The organism is Streptomyces sp. GMY02, from assembly GCF_019056675.1.
GTDB lineage: Bacteria > Actinomycetota > Actinomycetes > Streptomycetales > Streptomycetaceae > Streptomyces > Streptomyces odonnellii.
In genome coordinates, this window is record NZ_CP077658.1 from 1,385,753 (window position 1) to 1,401,494 (window position 15,742).

11 protein-coding genes are annotated in these 15,742 nt (G+C 70.5%); 6 read left to right on the top strand and 5 right to left on the bottom strand.

The features are described 5' to 3' along the window. Positions 1–132: 132 nt before the first annotated feature. Together KQY30_RS05745 and KQY30_RS05750 are read right to left on the bottom strand one after the other, a co-directional pair. Positions 133–1,098 carry a hypothetical protein gene (locus KQY30_RS05745; RefSeq protein WP_217305874.1) on the bottom strand — a complete coding sequence of 322 codons (966 nt, stop codon included), beginning with the start codon at positions 1,096–1,098 and terminating at the stop codon, positions 133–135. A 164-nt stretch (positions 1,099–1,262) separates the two neighbouring features. Further along, the gene (locus KQY30_RS05750) at positions 1,263–2,198 is read right to left on the bottom strand and encodes a helix-turn-helix domain-containing protein (protein WP_217305875.1); all 936 of its coding nucleotides are present in this window, start codon (positions 2,196–2,198) and stop codon (positions 1,263–1,265) included. Between the two features lie 938 nt (positions 2,199–3,136). On the opposite strand from KQY30_RS05750, the gene KQY30_RS05755 reads away from it, so the two are divergent. After that, the gene (locus tag KQY30_RS05755; protein WP_217305876.1) at positions 3,137–4,294 is read left to right on the top strand and encodes a DMT family transporter; all 1,158 of its coding nucleotides are present in this window, start codon (positions 3,137–3,139) and stop codon (positions 4,292–4,294) included. Between the two features lie 105 nt (positions 4,295–4,399). On the opposite strand, the gene KQY30_RS05760 is transcribed toward KQY30_RS05755, so the two are convergent. Then, the gene (locus KQY30_RS05760) at positions 4,400–7,285 is read right to left on the bottom strand and encodes a LuxR family transcriptional regulator (protein WP_217305877.1); all 2,886 of its coding nucleotides are present in this window, start codon (positions 7,283–7,285) and stop codon (positions 4,400–4,402) included. 218 nt (positions 7,286–7,503) lie between these two features. On the opposite strand from KQY30_RS05760, the gene KQY30_RS05765 reads away from it, so the two are divergent. After that, a complete protein-coding gene (locus tag KQY30_RS05765; RefSeq protein ID WP_217305878.1) occupies positions 7,504–10,425 on the top strand; it encodes an AAA family ATPase in 2,922 nt (973 codons plus the stop codon). Between the two features lie 297 nt (positions 10,426–10,722). Beyond that, entirely contained in the window at positions 10,723–11,364 is a 642-nt protein-coding gene (locus tag KQY30_RS05770; RefSeq protein WP_217305879.1) for a response regulator transcription factor, read from the top strand. A gap of 332 nt (positions 11,365–11,696) precedes the next feature. On the opposite strand, the gene KQY30_RS05775 is transcribed toward KQY30_RS05770, so the two are convergent. Beyond that, positions 11,697–12,827, bottom strand: a complete 1,131-nt coding sequence (locus tag KQY30_RS05775) for an amidohydrolase family protein (protein WP_217305880.1) — start codon at positions 12,825–12,827, stop codon at positions 11,697–11,699. A 121-nt stretch (positions 12,828–12,948) separates the two neighbouring features. On the opposite strand from KQY30_RS05775, the gene KQY30_RS05780 reads away from it, so the two are divergent. From KQY30_RS05780 to KQY30_RS05790, 3 genes are all read left to right on the top strand, one after another. After that, positions 12,949–13,683 carry a TetR/AcrR family transcriptional regulator gene (locus KQY30_RS05780; protein ID WP_217310755.1) on the top strand — a complete coding sequence of 245 codons (735 nt, stop codon included), beginning with the start codon at positions 12,949–12,951 and terminating at the stop codon, positions 13,681–13,683. Between the two features lie 45 nt (positions 13,684–13,728). Continuing rightward, positions 13,729–13,932: a hypothetical protein gene (locus tag KQY30_RS05785; RefSeq protein ID WP_217305881.1), complete on the top strand. Its 204-nt coding sequence runs from the start codon at positions 13,729–13,731 to the stop codon at positions 13,930–13,932. 102 nt (positions 13,933–14,034) lie between these two features. Beyond that, positions 14,035–14,919, top strand: a complete 885-nt coding sequence (locus KQY30_RS05790; protein WP_217310756.1) for an IS982 family transposase — start codon at positions 14,035–14,037, stop codon at positions 14,917–14,919. A 95-nt stretch (positions 14,920–15,014) separates the two neighbouring features. Here the strand turns inward: KQY30_RS05790 and KQY30_RS05795 are convergent, their stop codons facing one another. After that, the gene (locus tag KQY30_RS05795) at positions 15,015–15,737 is read right to left on the bottom strand and encodes a DUF1963 domain-containing protein (RefSeq protein ID WP_254406964.1); all 723 of its coding nucleotides are present in this window, start codon (positions 15,735–15,737) and stop codon (positions 15,015–15,017) included. Positions 15,738–15,742: the final 5 nt, after the last annotated feature.

The following is a 15,742-nucleotide window of genomic DNA, read 5'->3' on the forward strand; positions in this document are numbered from 1 at the left end:
GTGTCTCCGTACGGTGAGGGTTCCGGGACTGTGTGGGTTTCGGCAGAGTTGTGGGGTGGCGTGGCCGCCGACAGGGGCGCGACGGTCCCGGGCGGGCCGGTGCGCTCCCTGCCGAGGCGTTGTCCGCGGTGCTCAGCGCTTCAGGTGGACGCGGAGCAGGTTGGGGTCCTTGGCAGTGAGGTAGGCGGCGCTCGTCACATGGACGGTGTCTCCACGCAGAGCGATGGATGTGGGGTTCTGCAGGCCGTCGGCCGGGGTCAGCACGATGGAGTGGCTGCCGTCGGGCTGGACGAGGGCGACCTGGCTCGTGCCGTTGAGGGTGGCCAGGAGCTGGTCGCCGTGGCCGGTGAAGGCGAAGTCGTCGATCCCCTGCAGGCCGGTGGCCTCGGTCCGGACCTGGCCGGCGGAGCCGTCCTGGCGGACGGGGATGCGCAGGATGGTGCCCTTGTCGAGGTTGGTGGCCCACACCGCACCCTGGTGGATCTTCAGGCCGTTGACACCGAGGAAGCCTGTGGAGGCCAGTTCGGGGGCGGTGGACCAGGCGGTGGGGGTGCCGCCGGTGGTGGGCACCCTCCAGATGGTGCCGAGTACGGAGTCGGTGATGTAGAGCGTGCGGGTGCGGGTGTCGAGGGCCAGGCCGTTGGGCAGGCCGTTCTCGGGGAGCGCTGCGATCCGCTGCGGTGTGCCGCCGGGGCGCAGGCGCCACAGGCCGGTCAGGTCGGGGGTGCCGGTGGCGTACAGGAAGTAGAGGGTGTTGTCGTGGGCGCGGACGACGCCGGTCGTCAGCGGGAAGCCCAGCACCGGGGTGTGGATACCGCCGTCTGCGGGCTCGGGCAGGGTGGCCAGGATCTGCGTGGTGCCGTCGTGGGAGACCTTGGCGACCTGACGGGCCGCGGCGAAGGTGACATAGGCGTCGCCACCCGGTGCCAGGGCTATGTTCTCCGGTGTCTGGCCCTTGGCCAGATCGAAGTGTACGGACGCCCGCGGGCCGGTCAGCGGCGAGGCAACGGTCGAGGCCGAGGCCGGGCTGAGCGCTGCGGCCGTGGCCGCGATCAGGACGGCCGACGCCGCCGCGAGGGCGAGCGACTTCTTGGACATGGTGTTCCTTCACTGGTTTCGGGCATGCCGCAGTGGCACGCCGACGTGTGTGTGCGGCTGGCTGGAGGTGGAAGTGGCCGGGCACCCACGCGGTTGATCCGCCGACGGCCGGAGGGCCGCTGCCCGGTGAGCCCGGTACGCGGTGGGGTGCGGCGGGAAGGGGGTCAGCCGGTGAGCGTCCGGGGTCCCGGCCGCGCCGGGTCTGCCGGGAGGGGCTCCGGCGTCACGGGCCGGGTGACGGCCGGTGTGGTGGTCGGCATGGTGGCCTGGGTGAGCAGGGTCAGTGCGGCACGTGAGGGCGAGTCCGCCTCCGTGGTGGCGACGACGACCACGGGGCCGGGCCCGTGGCTCAGGGTCTGCTGGATGACGGTGAGAGTTCCGACCAGTGGGTGCCGCATCTCATAGGCCGCGACGGTGCACGGCTTGATCCGGTGGTCGGCCCACATCGACGCGAACTCAGTGCTCCTCGAACCCAGTTCACCCACCAGCGAGTGCAGTGCGCTGTCCTGCGGGTGCTGGCCCGCCACGAGCCGCAGGCTCCCCACCACCGCCCTGGCCTTACTGGGCCAGTCCGCGTACAGCTCGCGGGTGTGGGGGTCGAGGAAGACCAGCCGGGCCATGTTGGGACGCTCGCCCACGCTCTCCGGGGCGCCGGGGTCCAGGTGTCCGGCGAACAGTGCATGGCCCAAGCGGTTCCACGCCAGAACGTCACTGCGCCGGCCGAGTACGACCGCGGGAACGTCCTCCAGGACGTCCAGCAACTGCCGTGCCGCCTCGGTCACGCGCTCCGGCGCGGGCCGCCGGTTCCGAGGGCGATGGCGGTCCGCCCGGGCCAGGTCGTGCAGGTGCAGCCGCTCGGACTCGTCCAGACGCAGGGCCCGGGCGATCGCGTCCAGTACCTCGGGTGAGGCGCTCTGCGACTGGCCCTGCTCCAGCCGCGTGTAGTACGAGACGCTCACACCCGCCAGTTGCGCCAGCTCCTCGCGCCTAAGACCCGGCACGCGCCGGCGCTCGCCGTAGGTGGGCACTCCGACGTCCGCCGGACGTAGCTGGGAACGCCGCGTCCTCAGAAAGTCTCCGAGCTGCGCTTGTCCGTTCATGGCTCCGAGTATCGACTCCTCCGGAACGCCATGCCTGCCCCCGCTGTGGATAGGAACGGGCGGGTCTGGTTGCCGGGCGCCACAGTCGGTGAACTGGACTGGAAAGCAAGTGAGTCAGCGGGCCGGAACCGCCTGACCGGTCGGAGAAGGGTGTACCCCCGGCGGGGGTGTACCCAGCCTGGAGATAACAGTCGCGGCCTACCGGATTCCCGCATCCCGCGCAGCGGGCCTTTCCCGGTAAGCGTTTCGTGCCGGCAGGACTGTTCTGAGTCTGCCCGGTGACGAGCCGTCGATGACAACGTCAGGCAGTCAATTGCCCTTCGGTCCGCAGCACGCTGTACGGACGGGCCGTGTTCGGACCGAGGCGGATACGAAGCACGGTCGGAGAAATCGTCGGCTTTCGGCTTCGCCAGCGGCTGTCTCCCCAGCCGCCGGCGGATCGGACCTCAACCAGTAGCTTCGAACAACTGGCCTCTGAGCAGGCAAAACGGCGGAGACTGGCGCTGTGCGCTCTTGGAGGACCGACGGTGATCAGCCTGGTCGCCGTCCAGGACGGAAGCTTCTGTCAGCCATCGCACGGATGTTGATGTGCCGTTGAACGGTGCGGGCGAACGTATCAATCGTCACCTACGATCTCGTTCGGTCGAGAAGCCTTACCGAAGGCTCCGTCCCTCCTGACATACCTCGGACTCGAACCGACCACGCTCAATCCACGAGCGGTTGAAATTCTCGATCGGCAGTGAAAAGGCATCGGGCGGAATCCATCGCCCGGGGAACGGATGCAGGGATCTCCACGTGTATTCCGAAAGATTGTCCGGGTTCGGTCACCGCTTCTCGCGGCGGCGCATTCATCTCACTCAGCCGCTGCCCATGACCGATCGCCCGAACGGCTCGGCATCTCCCTCGACTCGATCGACCGCACGCGGCGGTAGCGGCGCGTGAAGAGGAAAGGCGATCCGCTGTCCGTGGTGGCGATGGTGGTCACCGTTGTCGCCATCTCGGCCACCGCCCCCCTGACCGCCGCCGGCACCGCCGCCCCGCTCGCCATGGCCTTCTGGCGCAACTGCCTGGGCTTCGTCGTACTCGGGCCTCTCCTGCTGTTGCTGCGACGCCGCGAAGTGGTGCGTGTGACGCGCGGCGAGCGCGCCTTCCTGCGCCGGGAGCAGTGGCGGCCCTTGTTCTTCGGCTTCCTCGCGGCCACGGCGCTCGCCCTCCACTTCGCGGCGTTCATGACGAGCACCCGGCTCACCTCGGTCGCCATGTCCACCGCCCTCGTCGCCACCCAGCCCGTCTGGCAGGCTCTCATCGCCGCGGGCCAGGGCGCCCGGACGTCGAGGAGAACATGGACGGGTCTCACGCTCGCCGTCGTGGGCGCGGCCGCGGCCGCCGGCCTCGACATCAAGTCGGGCGGTACGGCGCTGTTGGGCGACCTGCTCGCTCTTGCCGGGGCCCTCGCTCAGGCCGGGTACACCGCGCTCAGCGAACGGTCGCGCGCGGATGTGAGCACTCCGCTGTATTCGACGTTCACTTCGCTGGTCTGCGGTCTGGAACTCCTCGTGGTCTGCTGGCTGGCCGGCATACCGCTGACGGGCTTCGACAGAGCCACCCAGTGGTCACTGCTCGGGCTGCTTGTCCTTCCCCAGCTTCTGGGTCTCGGCGCGATGAACTTCGCCCTCGGCAGGACATCGGCGACGACCATGAGCATCCTGCTCCTGCTGGAGACGCCCGTGGCCGCGCTCGCCGCGTGGTGGCTGATGGGGCAGCACATCGAGCCCGCGACCATCCCCGGGCTCCTGCTGATCATCGTCGGCGTCACCATCGTGCTGACGAGCGGCAGTGAGGAGCGGGCCGCGCGGCAGCGCGGCGCACGGCGCACGGACATACCGCCGTACCCGGCACATGCTCCGTACGTGCCCCACGCAGTGCCCACACCGGGGCATCCGGCGTACCGTAACGATGCCCAACGCGACCCCAGGGTCGACTGGGCCGGATACCGCGACAGTCCCACGGTCAGATTCACCTACCACGGTGCGGGAGCCTTCGACACGATGCGCCTGCGTGGGCCGCGCATCGCCGAGGACGAGCCTGAGCACTGACCCGTGCCGCCGAGGCAACGGCGGACCGGCCGAGCCCGATCGGTCCAGCGTCCGCGGGACGGCGTACCCCGCCCGCCGGTCGACCGCCCGCGCCGTCCGCGACTCTCAGCCGGCCGGGGGCGCCGTCCCGTTCCCGCCGTGCCGGCGTGACCCGGCACCGGGCACCAGCCCCTGCTGGGCCAGGCTGCCGTCCAGCCAGGCCGCGGCCAGCTCCGCCCGGGAACGGCACCCGGTCCGCCGGAACAGCCGGGTGAGCCGCTGCTCCACCGTCTTCTCGCTGCACGCCAGCCGGGCCGCGATCTGCCGGTTGGTGGACCCGTCGCTCACCATGTCGATCAGCCGCGCGTCGCGCTCGCCCGGTGCTTCCCGGGTCGTACGGCGTCTGGGCAGCGAAACGTTCCGCTGACGCGCCGACGCGCCGAGCCGACTGCGGATGGGCCGCCCCATGCCCAGCTCGTGCCCGTTCCGCGTTGCCTCGGCCAGCCATCGTTGGGGGTCCTCGCCGACTTCCACCAAACACCCGCAGCAGTCCACCAGCAGAGGCACATCGACTCGCTGCCGCACCAACCGGTAGGCGGCCAGCGCGTCGGCCGCGTCGCCGTGCACCATGCCGCGTCCGAGGAGCACCGCCTCGCGCGTCATGGGCGAGGCCAACTCCTCGTGCAGTGTCTCCATTTCCTCCATGGCCCGGCGCGTCGCCTCTGGTCTGTCTCCCTCACGCGTGATCGACAGGATCCGCAGCAACAACCTGTCGACGCCAGCGAGCAGTCCGTCCTCACGCGCCCGCCGCACGTCGTGCCAGGCCTCTTCCAAAGCCCCGTCCCCCTGCCCCGACCAGTACCGGACGCCCAGTCGCGCCCGGGACACCAGCGGATGGCTGATGGAGTCCGGGATGAGGTCCAGCCACTCCCTGGCGCGTCCGAACTCCCCGCGCACGAGCTGGATTTCGGCTGCCAGCGCACGAGCGAGCTGTCCGGCGCGGGCCGCGCCGTCGGTCCGGCCACGCGTCTCGATCCGACGGGCGCCCGACAGCGCGTTCTCCCAGTGCCCTGCCAGGTAGTCGCGCACCATGGCGTGGTACTGGACGGCGGTACTCTGCCCCGTCCCGGCGTACCGCTCACCGAGCACGGCCTCAAGAGCGCCCGCCAGGTCCCCGTACGCGGCGGCGTTCCGCAACCGGTCCAGGGCCGCCTCGTCCGGGGCATCGCGCAGCGGACCCTGCCGGACACGATCGAACTCGGCGCCGCCGCCCACGGCGGCCGCCAGCAGCGCCACTTCCGCGGGCGACGGAACCGGCCCGGAGCCGGACTCCTGGCCGGCATCCGGGACGCGGTCGACCGGTGGCCCCGGCCGGAGTGCCGTCGGTGTGACCGGGCCGATCCCGTACAGTCCGCCGAGTCCCGCCAGCGCGGCGGCGGCGGGCAGCCGTCCGAGCGCCGCGGCGTACCGGGCGGTGACGTCGCGCGTGCCCGGGGAGTTGTCAGTGCCCGGGGACCGGTGCTCGTGCAGCGCGGAGAAAGTCCATGCCCGGGTGACCCATTCCAGACCGCCCCGGTCTCCGCCGTGCGGCCCGTCGAGGCAGGCCAGTAGCGGCTCGCCGAGCGCGAGTACGCCGATGTGGTCGGCGTGCCGCAGGCTCAGGGCCGCGGACTCGCGCAGCACACCGATGGTTGCGGTGTCGTGCGGCGGCAGGTGCCGCAACGCCGAGTGGTAGGCGCGCACCCGGCGGGAGCTGTCGAGCTTCGTGTTCGTACGGGCCGCGGCCAGCAGCAGCGGCGCCGCGAGCGTGGCGTCGAGCGCCGGGCCCGCCGCCGCCACATGGTCGGCCAGCCGGGGGTGGGCGGCGCCCGCGGCGGCGGCGCCCAGCCGATCGATCGCCGAACTGGTGATCATGGCGTGCAGCGACCGTACGTCCGGACGGGCGTGCAGCGTCATCAGCGCCGCCGCGAGTGCCGGAACGGCGAACGCTGTCCCGCCGTCCCGGTCGACGGTCACCACCCCGTCCCTGACCAGGCCGTCCAGTGCGCGGCCGACAGCTTCGGGCAGCCCGCCCAGTGACCTGACACGGTGCAGGTCGTCCAGCCACAGTTCGGCCCGCCCGACCAGACGGGCGAGCGTGGCGGCCATCTCGATCGTGTCGGCATCGGGCGCCCCGTCGGGCCAGCCGAGCCTGCCCAGCTCCGTGGCGTCCGCGGTGAGGCGCAGCCGGCTGTCGGGCACGGTCAGGCGTGTCCGGCCGTCGAGTTCGAGCAGAGCGCCGCGCTCCTCCAGCGGGGCGAGCACCGACAGCACGGCCGCCGGGCTGCCCGCCAGCGGCCCCAGCGAACGCAGCACCGCCGTCACCAGACCGGGCTCGACGGGGCCGCCCAGTTGCCGCACGATCAGCTCGCCGACCTCGGCCGGCGACAGCGGCGGCAGTTCGACCACACGGTCCGCCGCCATGGGAAGCTGCGCGTCACCGACCCGTCCCGGGTCCGTCGGCCGGCCGGCCATCGCCACCGGTACACCCGCCGGACGGAACACGCGCAGCAGCAGCCCCAGGGCGGAGGCCGTCCGATCCGGTATCCGATGGATGTCGTCGACGATCAGGGCGAACGGGGCGTACTGAGCCGCGTCCGCCAGCACCTCGCCCAGGGCGGAGAGCAGAGCCAACTCGCCGCCACGGCCGACGGCCTGGGACTGTGCCCGGCGCACCACGGCGATACGTACCGGGGGACGACTGTCATGGATCTTGGCGAGGACTCCGCAGACGGCATCCGCGAGGGCGGCCGTACCGTCCGGGCCCGGCGCGTCTTCCCAGCCGAGCCGCAGGACTTTGGCTCCCTCCTCGGCCGCCGCCCGGCGTGCCTCGTCCAGCACGGCGGTCTTACCGGTTCCGGCCCCGCCGGTGAGCAGCAGGGTTCGCGCCGCGGCACCGGTGGAACGCAACACCTCGGCCACCGCGGCGACTTCGCCGTGCCGACCGACAAGAGGTGAACGGTACTGCCGCACGATGACTCCTCGTTTGCCTGCATTCTCCACGTCGGACGACAAGGCCTCGACGGGACGGCGGGTTTGCGTGAACTTCCCGAACAAGCCACCATCCTTTGGGCCACGTCGGTCGTGATCGAGGACCCTGGACCGGGCCCGTCCGCCGAGCCCGTCGACCGGGTTGGCCGGAAGCGGGCGCCCGCCGGGTACATGCGTCGATCAAGGATACGGTGGAGTCAGTGACTGCTCCGAGAGACACCGGGTTGGTCTTCGGCGGCACGTCCGCCCGTTTCCACGGCACGGGTGAGTGTCTGTTCGGCCGCGAGAGCGAGTCGGACGAGATCGACGACAGGCTGCACGATCCGGCTGGGCCGCGTCTGGTGCTCGTCCTGGGGGAACGAGGCGTCGGACGCAGCGCGTTCACGCACGCCGCCGCCGGGCGGCTGCGTGCCGAAGGCGTCGCAGTGCTGCCAGTGGCCTGTGTTCCCGATGACGTGGAGCGCCCTCTGCTCCTGGCACTGCGGCTGGTCAAGGCTCTGGAGGAGCACCGGCTCGTCGGGGCGAGGCGTCGGCCGACACACCGGCCGACGGCGGCTGCGCTGTCCGCGGTGAAGGAAGGCGACAGCGCGGCGATGGCTGAAGCGCTCGCCGCCGCTCTCGCACAGCCGACGCCCGCGGTCGTGGTCGTCGACGACGCTCAGCACGCCGACGCCGAATCCCTCGCCCTGCTCGGCGGTGTCGACTTCGAGCGGGTTCCGCCTGGCGTCCGGCTGCTGATCACGGCGATCCGGCACACCGGGGCTGACGGTACGTACCGTCCCTCCCGGCCCGCCCCCGCCGTGGAACGGTGGGCCCGTGACCGGGCGGCCCACACGATCGTCCTGCCACGCCTCGGCCCTGAGGACGTCACGGCCCTGGTGGCACGGCGGTTGCGGGCGGTGCCCGACGCCGGCCTGGCAGGACGGGTCCACCGACTGACCCGTGGGATCCCCGGAGCGGTCGACGCCCTGCTCGTCGAATGGTCGGGACGGGACGCGATACGCGTGGCCGACGGGCACGCCTTTCTGGGCGCCGGCACACCGGTGCCGGTGCTGCCGGACAGCGACAGATACGTCCTGGCCCTGCGGTCGCTGGGCGAGCCCTGCTGGACTAGCGCCGCGGCGCTGAGCGTCCTGTGGCCGCTCGGCCGGGCGGCCGCGGCGCTGCTCGCGGCATCGACCGGGCTGTCCGCCGCCGCTGTCGGAGACAGCATCCGCCGTCTGGTGGACGAGGGCATCCTGGACGAACTGTCCGGGCAGGACGCCACCTCGCCGCGAGGCTGGACGTTCCGCGTACCGCTGATGGCAGACGCAGTCCGGGAGCGGCTGGGGCCGCTGGAGCGCGGCCGTCTGTCCGCCGCCGCGGTGGGAGCGCTGTGGGCCGGCGGGGGTACGCCGGACACCGGGACGCCGTACGGCACACCGGCGGCCGCCATCCTCGGCGAGGCGGACGCGGAGACCTATCTGCCGGACCGGATCGCCGAAGCCGGAATCCTGGTCGACCCAGAACGGGCGGTGGCGGAACTGACAGCGGCCGCGAGAGCGCTGTATCCCGACCTCGACCGCCGGGGGGCGCTGCGGTGGTACCTGGCGGCCGTACGCCTCATCGAGGATCCGTTGGCCCGCGACCTGACGGTGCTGCGGTGCGGTCAGGCCGCCCACGGCTGCGGTGACTACCCGACAGCCCGGGAAGCGGCCGAGTCGATCATGTCCAACCCGGCCGAAGGCCTGGACCCGGTGTTCCTCTACGAAGCGGCCACCCTGCTGGTGGCATCGGCCGCCGCCGAGAAGGACTGGTCAGCCCTGTCCCGGATGGGCACCGCGTCCTGGTGGGACGGACTGCCGCTGCCCGCCGTGGCCGCCCTGGCCGGCCGTGTCCAGGCACTGTGGCAGTTGGAGAAGTGGCAGGAGGCGCTGACCTTGCTCTCGCAGACCGAGCCGGTATGGCACGCGGCTCCTGGCAACCGCGCGGTGTTGGAACTGTTCAGCGAGGTCGGGGAGTTCGTACTGGGCCGACCTCATCGGTTCACGCGCGCGCTGACCACACCGGACCTGCCGGACCTGTCGCGCAGCAAGATGTTCGCGATCGTCATCGCCCAACTGGACATGCTGCTCGGCACCGGCGACCTGCGGCGGGCGACGGCCCTGCTCGCCGCCCGAGGGCAGGCACCGGAACTGCTTCCCGCCTGCAGCCAGTTCCTCTTGAAGCACCTTGAGGGCAGGTGGGACGAGGCGCTCGCGCTGGCCCGTCGGCTCCTGGTCGACGGCGGGGTGCTGAACGTGGTCCCCGGACACCATCTGGTCCCCGCGCGAACGGCGGCCGTCCTCCTCGCGAGGGGTCGCATCACCAGCGCCGGCCGCCTGATCAGCAGCGCGCGCGGGCAGGCGGACGGGCCTCTCGAACACGTCCTGGATCACATCGACGCCGAGGTGTGCCGGACCGTCGGCGACCTCGGCCGAGCCGAGGAGATACTGAGGCGCGGGCTGAGCGCGGCGGATGCCCGCGGATCCGTCTACGGCACCGATGAGCTGTGGGCCTCCCTCGCCGAGGTACACATGGAAGCGGGACACACCAGTCGGGCGGTGGCCTGCCTGGAGCCTCTTGAGCGGCTGGCCAAGGGGATGGACAGCGGACGGACACGGCTGCTGTACCTGCTGACCTACGTCCGAGTCCTGCGGCCGGGTCCCGCGGACGCCCGCGAACATCTGCTCGAAGCGGTCGAACTGGCCCGCGAACGCGGCCAGATGTTTGAAACGGCGGTGACGCTCACGGCCGCCGCACGTGCGAACGCGGGCTCGGCGACACTGCTGCACGAGGCGTATGAACTGTTCGGCGAGACCGGTGCCACACTGTGGCGCTTCCACGCCAGGGCGGCGATGCGTGAGACCGGGCTGGTCGTACCCGGTCGCAAGCAGGCCACGGCAGAGAACGAGCACCTGCTGGCCACCCTGCTCGCCGAGGGCCTTACCAACCGCCGGATCGCCAACGTACTGCGACTCAGTGAGGACGCGGTCGCGAACCGCCTGTCCCGGTTGTTCGCGCGTACCGGTATCCGATCCCGCACCGAGGTCGTGACAGCCGTGCTCGCCGGCGGGCCGCTGACCGCGAATGACCAGGGATGACAGGTGAATGACGGGTGGCGGCCCCGCGGAGCCGCAGGTCGGGCCGCATGTGCCGGGCCCCGGCCGCATCTTCGGCTCTGCCTGTACGACACCGCCCACGCCCCTGCCGAGGCGGACGACGGGACGGGCCGCAGAAGCCCCGTACCCACATGCTCAGCACCCGGCCCGGGGCCGCTGGTGACAGATTTCCCTGTGCTTAGCGGACGAGGGTCCACGGGAGCGGATCAGCGCGATCACACATGACAGCATCGGCCTCCCGAAGCTCATGACCACTTGAGCCCCGGACGGAGAGGGCACATGCCTCAACAGGTACTCGCGGACACCGTGCGCGTGGCGCTTCACTCACCCGACATCGTCGTCCGCGCCGGGCTGGTCAGCTACCTGCGGAGCGACCGTCGCACCTGCGAGGTCCCACCGGGCAAGGCCCAGGAGGCCGACGTCATCGTGGTCGCCGTGGACATGGCCGACGCCTCCTCCCTGGACCTGCTGGGCACCCTGTGCGACAAGCCCGACGCACGCTTCGCCATGGTGGTGGGAAAGGAATGGCAGGCCGATGTCTCGGCCGCGGTCGACCGCGGAGTCCGCGCCGTACTGTGGCGCGACTCCTTCAGCCCGGCGACCTTCATCCAGACACTGCTCACCATCGCGGACGGCGGCGGGAGCCTCCCGCCCACTCTCCAGGGAACCCTGATGGAACAAGTCCGGTGGACCCAGCGGGAGGTCCTCGCTCCACGGGGCCTGACGGCATCCGGAGTCAGCCGTCGTGAGGTGGACGTGCTGCGCCTGGTCGCCGAGGGCGAAGAGCTCTACGAGATCGCGACGAAGCTCTCCTACTCCGAACGCACCGTCAAGTACATCCTCTACGGACTGATGAAGCGCTTGCGGCTGCGCAACCGCGCCCACGCGGTCTCCTATGCCATACGCGCGGGCCTCATCTGACCGTCTGCCCTGTACCGGCCACGCCCCGAAGCGCGCGCCCCTGCCCCGCGCCACTTGCAGCTCGGCGACTTCGCGGCGTACCCGTCCGACCCGCGCCCGGTCGGCCATGGTGCGGTCAGGGCCCGCTGTGCGGACCGGGCTGGATCGGTGAGCGCGTCCGACGACGTGGCAAGGCGGGGCCGTACTCGCCGATCGGCAGGTAAGGCCCGATGAACTCCCATTCGGCGTCCGTCAGTTGCACTCGCGTCACAGAAGAACATCTACCGGTCCAGGCCCCACCACAAGGGCGAATCGACCTGTTGATCACAACCCGATACGTGCCCTAAGACCCGCTACGCAGAGCACGGCCCGTCGGAACCATTCCGGCGGGCCGTCAGGTCGACCGGCTGGCTTCTGTCTGTTTGGTCATCCGCGGTTCGGCTGCCGACGTCCGTGGTGGCTGCGACATGGCCGGTCAGCCGCTCCCAGTTGCCGGACCCAATGGCGGCCTTCTCCTCCTGGGTGAACGGCGCCTGTTCGAGGAACGACCGGGCGACCCCGCCACTGGTGTCCAGGAGGGGGAAGCCCCCGGGCCGCGTTCCGAACGTGTACGGGTAGTCGGTCGAGTACAGCATGCGTTCGGTGCCGACGACCTCCGCCGTCCACCTCAGGTAGCGCTCGCTGACCGTGCCGCTTCCCGCCACCCAGAAGTTCTGGCGGAAGTAGTCGGCCAGGGGGCGCTCCAGCTTCGCCATGTCCCGCAGGATCCCGATGTGGTCCAGGTAGAACAGGACGACTTCGCCCCAGTGTCCCGCGATCACTTGCAGGTCGGGGTGGCGGTCGAACACGCCGGAGAAGATCATCCGCAGGTACTGCACGCCCAGGTCGTAGTACCAGCCCAGCCCGGCGGTCACGAGCGCACGGTCCACTCCGTTCGGCAGCCCCGCGTAGTAGGCGTCCTGGACCGCCTGCACCGGGGTCTGCGGGTGGAAGTGCAGTGGAACCCGGAGTCGCTCGGCGGCCGCGTAAAGGTCGTCGAACTCCGGCGCGTCAGCCGGCTTGTCGCCGGTGCGCCCGTACAGCATCGCGCCGCGGAAGCCGAGCCGCGTGACCGCGCGCTCCAGTTCCGCCGCGGCGGCTTCGGGGGACGGCGTGGGGATGGCCGCGAACGCCTGAAAACGCTGCGGGTGGGCGTGGACGACCTCGGCGAGCGCGTCGTTCGCCTCACGCGCGACGCTCACTGCGTCCGCCACCGCGAGGTTCTGCACCCCAGGTGTGGCCAGGGACAGCACCGCGACGTCCACGCCCTGATCGTCCATGTCGGCCAGGCGCCGATCGCCGACGTCTCGCAATCGCTGAGCGAACGGCTCGTCGCCGTAGCCGAGCTGCGGTATCCGCGGCACCCCCGCCCTCGTCCATGCATCGAGCAGGACTGGCAGAACGACGTGTTCCTCGATCCCTACGATGTGCAGTTTCTCAGGCATGGCGCACTCCCCTTGACTCGGCGTTTCCCGTGATACTCCGTCGACGATAACATTGATAGCATCGATGGAACCAGGTTGGTGATATCATTGGTTCATGCCTGATGGTTCGAAGGTCGACGCCATGTCCGTCTCGGAGTCGGAGGTCGCAGCCGACGCCCGTGAGGTCACCCGGCAGCGGGTTCTCGAGGCCGCGGCGGACCTGCTCGCACGCGAGGGGCGCGACGCGGTGACCACCCGCGCGGTCGCGGCGGCCGCTGGAGCCCAGCCTCCTGCGATCTACCGTTTGTTCGGCGACAAGGACGGGCTCCTTGAGGCGGTGGCCGAGCACGGCTACGCCACGTTCCTCGCGGCCAAGCGCGTGGATACCCATCCTCAGGACCCTGTGGAGGACCTGCGTGCGGGCTGGGACCTCGCCGTCGAGTTCGGGCTCGCCAACCCCGAGCTGTACGCGCTGATGTACGGCGAGCCCAAACGCGGCACGACGTCGGCCGCCTTCCAGGCGGGCATGCGGATCCTGCTGGGACGCATCCGTCGCCTCGCCGCCGGCGGCTGGCTCCGCGTCGACGAGAAGCTCGCGGCCGCTCTCATTCATGCAACTGCGCGCGGCGCCGTGCTCACCTGGCTGTCGCTGCCGGAGGATCAGCGCGACCCAGCCCTGCTCACCGCCATGCGCGAATCCATGGTTACCGCCGTCACACACGAGAAACCCGTTGTGCAAGACGCAGGCCCCGCCGGCGCCGCCCGAACCCTGCGCGCCCTCCTGCCCGAACAGACAGCGCTGAGCAGTGCGGAGCAATATCTACTCGGCGAATGGCTCGACCGCCTCGTCGCGGACAGGCCCTGGACGAGTAACTGATCGTTTCAGGTCAGCGCGTCACCCACCTAATGATCGCCAACGGGCTTGTCGCAGGCGGTCGTCCTGGTGCGCGAGCTTGCAGCCGACGGCGAACTCTCCTTGTACAAGATCCTCGACGCGGCGGTCGATCCCACCGTGCTGACCGGGCTGGTGAGGCTGCACGATGCCGTCGACGCATCCGATCCGAGTACTGCGGCGGAGCGTTGCGTGGAAGCCACCTCCCACGTGCGCTCGCGGTGGCCCTGGTGAGTGGCGACCTGGACTGATCGAGTCAGAGCCAACCGGCTAGATGAATGAGTCCGATGTTTGTGCTGGCCGCGACCATGGCGAAGGGCGCCCGTTGGCTTGGGTGTGAAGACCAGCCTGGACGCCCTTCTGGCGGCACTGTACGTGTTCATCGACGACCATGTGGCCCCTTGTCGCCGGATCGGGCGACCTCCGAAACTGACGGACGCCGAACTGCTGTGCCTGGCGGTCGCCCAGGTCCTGCTGGGTTTTCCCTCGGCCCGGCACTGGATCCGCTTCGCCCATGCCCGTCTGGGACACCTCTTCCGCTACCTGCCCCAGCAGTCGGCCTACAACAAACGGCTCAACGCCGCCGGCCCGCTCATCAGCCAGGTCATCGAGGCCCTGGCCAGGCAGGTGCCCACCTGGCACGACGACCTGCGGCTGATCGACTCCACACCACTGCCCTGCGCGGCCTCCCGCGAGACCGTCAGACGCTCCGAACTGGCCGCGCACGCCGGATACGGCTACTGCCGCTCCCATTCCCGCTTCTTCTGGGGATTCCGGCTCTACCTGCTGACCACCGCCGAAGGCATGCCGGTGTCCTGGTGCCTGGCCAACCCGAAACCCGGGGAACGGCAGGTGATGACCGCGCTGCTGGAACGCGACCACCACCTCGTCCGCAGCGGTCAGGTGATCCTCGCGGACAAGGGCTTCGCCGGGCGGGAGTTCGAGACGTTCCTCACCGAACGCCTCGGCGTCCATCTGGTACGGCCCGACCGGAAGGACGAGCCCACCCGGCACGGCCGCCTCGCCCGGGCCCGCCAGTGGATCGAAGCCGTCTTCGACACCCTCAAAGGCCAGCTCAGCCTGGAACAGCACGGCGGCAGGACCCCAGCCGGAGTCTTCGCCCGCACCGGGCAACGACTCCTCGCCCTCGCCACAGCCATCTGGCACAACTGGACCACCGGCGCCAAGACCAAACGATCCCTGATCGCCTATGACCACTGAGAACATCGGACTCATTCATCTAGCCGCAGGTTCGTCATCGGGCAGGGTGGGCGTGCGCCCGAGAAGCGCCGTGGCCGGTGTCGGAGGAGCCGCTGTCAGGGGTTCCAGAAGACGGTGGTGTACGTACGGTCGAAGCGTTGTGCGGCCAGATCCTCCCGTTGGATTGCCCAGTGGACGACGGCACCCTCCCGGCCCGTGATGCAGGGGCTCCAGTCGGCCAGCAGTACCCAGTCCTCGACGGCGCCTGACACCGCTCCGCCCCCGCCCCAGTGGCCTGCTTCCGCCGCCCTCACCGCACACACCACGACATGTGCGACCGGGTCGAGATGGTTAACCTCCTCCGAAGCGTATCCGCCGATCTGGAGATACCCCCGGGTGGCCATGTCATCGCGGGTGTGCTGCCATACCTCGGCCAGTTCCCTGGAACGGGGATGGCCGGGGAGCGGCTCGCTGTAGGGGGGCCCGGGAAGCTCGACCGCGTGGTGGTGGGGCAGGGACACATCGATCGTCGCCCGCACTTGACCGCGCGGGAACGCCTCGACCACCTCCTGGTATTCCTCGTCCTCGAACCAAGGGTCGGAACTGTTGTCCCGCTCCTCCACGGCCGCACCGGCCGGGACGTACACCACCTTGCCCATGTCGGTGAAGCCCTCCTCGTCGTCCTCGGGAAAGGCGAACAGCAGCAGGTGGCCGTCCGGGGGCAGGGGGAGATCCGTCGCGTCATCGGGCAGGGCCGCGAGGTCGATGGAGGCGACGAAGGGAAATACAGGAATCGGGGTGTCGGCGGGAAGCATCAGGGGACCGCCGAACCGGCCCACGACCG

What these genes read in the sequence shown, in the direction of transcription:
- KQY30_RS05750 (WP_217305875.1), bottom strand. Translation starts at nt 2,198, where the DNA reads ATGAACGGACAAGCGCAGCTCGGAGACTTTCTGAGGACGCGGCGTTCC.
- KQY30_RS05745 (WP_217305874.1), bottom strand. Translation starts at nt 1,098, where the DNA reads ATGTCCAAGAAGTCGCTCGCCCTCGCGGCGGCGTCGGCCGTCCTGATC.
- KQY30_RS05780 (WP_217310755.1), top strand. Translation starts at nt 12,949, where the DNA reads ATGTCCGTCTCGGAGTCGGAGGTCGCAGCCGACGCCCGTGAGGTCACC.
- KQY30_RS05775 (WP_217305880.1), bottom strand. Translation starts at nt 12,827, where the DNA reads ATGCCTGAGAAACTGCACATCGTAGGGATCGAGGAACACGTCGTTCTG.
- KQY30_RS05770 (WP_217305879.1), top strand. Translation starts at nt 10,723, where the DNA reads ATGCCTCAACAGGTACTCGCGGACACCGTGCGCGTGGCGCTTCACTCA.